Consider the following 5312-nt stretch of genomic DNA (forward strand, 5'->3'; position numbering starts at 1 on the left):
GTTACAACGAGGAAGAAGTACTACAAGAGACGTTTGAACAGTTAAGAACAATCATGTATGAAATGATTTCCAACTCGAAGGTTTCAGAAAAAAGTATGATCCTTTTTGTTGATGATGGGAGTAAAGATCATACCTGGGATATGATTTATAAAGAAAGTCTCAAAGGTGAATATGTAAAAGGCTTGAAGCTATCCAGAAATGTTGGGCACCAAAACGCATTGCTTGCAGGTCTTTTTACAGCAAAAGAGGCTTCAGATTGCCTTATTACAATAGATGCAGACCTGCAGGATGACGTAATCGCTATAAAAGAAATGATTTGTAAGTATAAAGAGGGTTATGAAGTCGTTTATGGTGTTCGAAGCAAGCGAGACAGCGATTCATTTTTTAAAAGGTCCACAGCAGAGGGATTCTATAAGGTAATGGGAAAACTTGGCGTACAGCTAGTTTTTAACCATGCAGATTTTCGCTTAATGAGCAGGCGCGCTGTAGACGAGCTAGAAAATTTTGCTGAAGCGAACATGTTTTTGCGCGGGATTGTCCCGTTGATTGGATTCAGCTCAACTTCGGTTTTTTATGAAAGGAAGAAACGCTCAGCTGGAGAGACAAAATATCCTTTAAAAAAGATGTTTGCTTTCGCGTTCGATGGCATCACTTCGTTTTCCGTTACACCAATCAGATTTGTTCTGCTAGTTGGATGTATTTCATTTTTTGTCAGCATGGCATTCGGTGCTTATTTTCTTGCTTTGAAATTTTTTGGTAATACTCAGCTTGGATGGACCTCTTTAATCACATCCATCTGGCTGATTGGCGGCCTGCAGCTTATTGCGCTTGGACTGGTAGGAGAATACATAGGAAAAATCTACAAAGAAACAAAGCGGAGGCCAAAGTATATTGTCGATATCGATTTATTCAATCTTCCTGTATCAAGGAAGCTGATGAATTCGGAAGGAATGGTCTATGAGCCACTTGGCACTGAAGCTCGGAAGCTGTCTGAAAATAACTAATAAGCTGGTAAATTGGCTCATACGCTCACTTATCATAAATCCAACTTTCCTAAAATTCCTCCTGGTCGGTGTATTGAATACCTTCATTGGCCTTGGCTTAATGTTTTTATTAAAAAATGGATTGAAGTGGCCTTATTGGATTGCAACCCTTACAGGTAACACTTCTGGAGCAGCAGTAAGCTTCCTGTTGAACAGGGTATTTACCTTTAATAGCAAAATTCCAATTAAAGAGGGGGCTGTAAGATTCACAGCAGTGATCCTAATTTGCTACCTTTTATCCTTCTCAGTCAGCAGATCCTTCTCAGGCCTAATCGAAGGCAGGCAAGAATTTATCTCTTCTGACAATCTGGCTATTATTATCGGTGCAGGTATATATACAATCACCAATTATTTTGGTCAAAAACTGTTCGTTTTTCAGAAGTGTTTTTAAAAGGCAGCCTCTTATAGCTGCTTTTTTAGTTGACTAAAAATGCAAAAAAGGATAAAAAGGAATGAGGCACATTGCAATCTTTAAAACAGAGGAGCTATTGATTCATGAATTTTTGGGAATTATTCGTAGCATTTATACTCGGTTTAGTAGAAGGGTTAACTGAATTTGCCCCGGTATCATCTACAGGGCATATGATTATCGTAGATGACCTGCTGCTTCACTCGAAGGAATTATTTACAGAGCAAGTGGCAAATACTTTTAAAGTCGTGATCCAGCTAGGTTCCATTTTAGCTGTGGTAATTGTATTTAAAAACAGATTCTTAAATTTATTGGGCTTAAACAAAAAAGAATCTTTCGGAGATTCGACTGGCAGATTAAGTCTGTCAAAAGTGATTGTTGGATTAATTCCAGCAGGCGTTACCGGAGTGTTATTCGAAGATTATATCGATGAACATTTGTTTTCTGTCGAGACAGTAATCATAGGCCTGGTTATTGGAGCCATCCTGTTGATTATTGCAGACCGTCTTCAGCCTAAAAACCTAAAAACAGAAGATGTTGACCAAATCACGTATAAACAAGCCTTTGGTGTAGGACTTTTCCAATGTTTAGGCTTATGGCCAGGATTCTCTCGATCAGGTTCCACGATTGCAGGCGGAGTCCTGCTCAGCATGAGCCACAGGGCTGCATCTGACTTCACGTTCATCATGGCTGTTCCAATTATGTTAGGAGCAAGCGGCATATCACTCTTGAAAAACTGGCAGTATTTCTCGGTAGACGCTTTGCCATTTTTCATCGTAGGTTTTATTAGTGCATTTGTCTTCGCTCTGGTTTTCATCAAATTCTTTTTGAAATTGATTGACAAAATCAAATTGGTTCCATTTGCGATTTATCGAATCATTTTGGCTGGATTGATTTACTTTATATTTTTGCAATAAATAAAAGGAAAAGGCCAAAAGCCTTTTCCTTTTTTACGTTTCGAAGCATCCTTTACCAGCGGTGTGCTTTCGCATTGCCTCGCGCAAGAATGGTATTTTTTGATACCTGCGTCTGGCCATTAACCTGCGAATTTAAACGCTTGCGCCTTGTCCAAGTGTGGTGGAAAAGTTCTGAGTGCGGATCCAAATGATCTTTGTAACTCATACAATCACCTCAGGAGTGGATTTTTTGAAACGCATGATATTCCAAAGAACATCACATATAGCGTTTGTATTATTGGACGGCAATATACACTAACGGCTGATAACAAAAAGCTTTTATTGTTTAATTATATATAGTGATTAACTCATTCATAATAAAAAAAGAAAACTTTTTTGCTTTTTTTGTAACTTTTTACAATTTTCATCGTATTAACTTATGTGAATAATCAATACATCCATTTTGTTTACTTTTAAATAGAAAAGAGGAGAATCTATGTCGCAATTTGCCCTTGAGGTAAAATCTTTAACAAAGACAATCGGCAAAAAAACCATCGTTAATGACGTAAGTTTCGAAGTGGAACGCGGGGAAATATTTGGTCTTTTGGGTCCGAATGGTGCAGGTAAAACGACAATTATCCGCATGATTGTCAGTTTGATCAATCGAACGAGCGGTACAGTAATGGTAAATGAACATAACCTGGACGATTCTTTTACTTTAGCAATGAATGAGCTTGGTGCTATCGTAGAAAATCCCGAGTTTTACAAATACCTTAGTGGATACAAAAATTTACGACATTATGCGCGGATGGCACTAACTGATATCACTGAAGAAAGAATCGAGGAAGTAACTGAGCTAGTGGGTTTGCAGCACGCGATTCATGATAAAGTCCGTACCTATTCACTCGGAATGCGCCAAAGATTAGGTGTAGCACAGGCCATACTACATAAACCTTCGATTTTGATTCTTGATGAACCTACGAATGGACTTGATCCACAGGGAATCAGGGAATTCAGGGATTATCTGCGATTATTGGCTAGCCAGGGGACATCTGTATTAGTTTCTTCTCACCTGTTATCAGAGATGCAGCTGATGTGTGATCGTTTTGCGATTATCGAACATGGTAAGCTCATTCACATTTCGACGATGAACGAAAATGAAGCATCAGAAGATAAAGCTTTACGTGCTGTTGAGATTGAAGTTTCTAACGTAAACATGGCATCGAAACTCTTAAAGGAAAAAATGCCGACTGTTAAAATTTCCTCAATAAAAGATCAGCGCTTAACACTTTCCGTTGAGAAAGAAGCTATTCCTGAAATTAACAAGCTGTTGGTCATGAATGATATTGATGTTTATGAAATTCTAAATGTGAAAGCAACTTTGGAAGACCGCTTCTTGGAAATCACCAATAAGGATAAAAAGGAGCAGATGGTATGATAGCATTAATCCAAAATGAATTGATGAAGATTTTCGGTAAAATGGCGAGCTGGATCTATATGATCATCATTGTATTGGCTGTTTTAATTGCCGGTATTATTTATATGAAATTCAGTGGCGAACCAAACCCTAACTGGCGCGAGGATATCCAGGCAGAAATCCATATGCTGGAGAATCAGCTGCCATCAGCACCTGAGGAAGAAAAACCTTTCATTCAGACACAAATTGACCAGAATCAAGAATATCTGGACAAAGATATTGATCCAACAGCCAAAACAAATTGGCACTTCATGAATGAGGTTGTGATCGGTGTCAGCTCACTTGTTACGCTGTTCGTCGTCATTGTAGGCAGTGCCAATGTCGCTGCTGAATTCTCTGATGGAACCATCAAACAGCTGCTGATCAGGCCTCACAGAAGATGGAGCATTTTACTCTCAAAATATATCGCTGTCATCATCTACGCATTGCTATTGGTAGCAACACTCGTTGTGTCAGGGTACATAATCGGTTTGATCCTATTTGGCAGCGGTGATTTTAACATGAAGATTTTTGAAGTGACATTAGAGGGCAGAAAGGAAGCAATCGTTGGCACACAGTTCTTTTTGAAGATGCTTTATTATTTGCCAAGCTTGCTGGTCATCATGACCATCGCTTTTATGCTTTCAACTTTATTCAAGAGCCAGGCACTGGCGGTTGGCATTGGCATCTTCGTCCTGTTCTTTTCATCAACCTTGGGCGGAATCATTTTGATGCTTGCGGATAAGTATGTATGGGCGAAATTTTTAATCTTCCCGCATTTGGATTTAACCGTGTATGCTCTTCAGGATAGAATCCTTGAGGACATCACACTTCCTGTTTCACTATCGATCCTTGCGTTATACTATGCAATCTTTATGATCATAACATTTTTCTTTTTCCAAAAAAGGGATATCAGTATTTAAGGGAGAATGTTTTTAAGAGAGCGGCATTTGTCGCTCTCTTTATTTTTTGGCTAAGTTAAAAAAACTGTTGTTTTCCGTTCCAGATACACGCTTTCTGCGGGGCGTCAGGTGCCGAAAATCAACATTTTAACACAGCCGACTTTTTAAGAGAAAGGGGACGGGGATATATGAACCCGCTTTTATTGGATTTTCCGAACGAATTTGAAACGGACAGGTTGTTGATCAGGATGCCATTGCATGGAGATGGGGCTGTGACATGTGAGTCAATTAATACTTCATTGCCCGAGTTAAAGCCTTGGATGCCTTTTGCGCAAAAGGAACAAACGATTGAGGAAACTGAAATCAATATCCGCCAGGCATACATAAACTTTTTGAATAGAACAGATTTGCGCTTGCTTGTTTTTAAAAAGGATACAGGTGAATTTATTGCTTCTTCGGGCTTACATCGAATAAATTGGGATATACCGAAGTTTGAAATTGGGTATTGGATTGACAGCCGCTACAGCGGGCAGGGATATATGACAGAAGCAGTACAGGGAATTACCGACTTTGCAGTACGTGAACTCAAAGCACGGAGAGTTGAGA

Annotated in this window: 7 protein-coding genes; 6 read left to right on the forward strand and 1 reads right to left on the reverse strand. The window is 39.2% G+C overall.

Going from position 1 to position 5312, the window contains the following annotated elements:
• The 3 genes from WB217_RS09610 to WB217_RS09620 all read left to right on the forward strand — a co-directional run.
• On the forward strand, positions 1–1004 hold a 1004-nt coding region (locus tag WB217_RS09610; RefSeq protein WP_423992875.1), incomplete at its 5' end, for a glycosyltransferase family 2 protein.
• On the forward strand, positions 958–1434 hold the full coding sequence (locus WB217_RS09615; protein ID WP_423992877.1) for a GtrA family protein: 477 nt from the start codon (positions 958–960) through the stop codon (positions 1432–1434). The genes WB217_RS09610 and WB217_RS09615, both read left to right, overlap by 47 nt.
• 104 nt (positions 1435–1538) lie before the next feature.
• A complete protein-coding gene (locus WB217_RS09620; RefSeq protein WP_423992879.1) occupies positions 1539–2369 on the forward strand; it encodes an undecaprenyl-diphosphate phosphatase in 831 nt (276 codons plus the stop codon).
• A gap of 52 nt (positions 2370–2421) precedes the next feature.
• On the opposite strand, the gene WB217_RS09625 is transcribed toward WB217_RS09620, so the two are convergent.
• Positions 2422–2574: a YpzG family protein gene (locus tag WB217_RS09625; RefSeq protein ID WP_207502782.1), complete on the reverse strand. Its 153-nt coding sequence runs from the start codon at positions 2572–2574 to the stop codon at positions 2422–2424.
• Between the two features lie 270 nt (positions 2575–2844).
• Between WB217_RS09625 and WB217_RS09630 the strand changes: the two genes are divergently transcribed.
• From WB217_RS09630 to WB217_RS09640, 3 genes are all read left to right on the forward strand, one after another.
• Entirely contained in the window at positions 2845–3786 is a 942-nt protein-coding gene (locus WB217_RS09630; RefSeq protein WP_423992881.1) for an ABC transporter ATP-binding protein, read from the forward strand.
• Positions 3783–4727 (forward strand): ABC transporter permease, encoded by a 945-nt coding sequence (locus tag WB217_RS09635; RefSeq protein ID WP_423992883.1) that lies wholly within the window; start codon positions 3783–3785, stop codon positions 4725–4727. Before WB217_RS09630 ends, WB217_RS09635 begins: the two co-directional genes overlap by 4 nt.
• Before the next feature lie 167 nt (positions 4728–4894).
• A partial coding sequence (locus WB217_RS09640; protein ID WP_423992886.1) for a GNAT family N-acetyltransferase occupies positions 4895–5312 on the forward strand: 418 nt, incomplete at its 3' end.

Source organism: Mesobacillus sp. (assembly GCF_049588175.1).
Taxonomy (GTDB): domain Bacteria; phylum Bacillota; class Bacilli; order Bacillales; family Cytobacillaceae; genus Mesobacillus.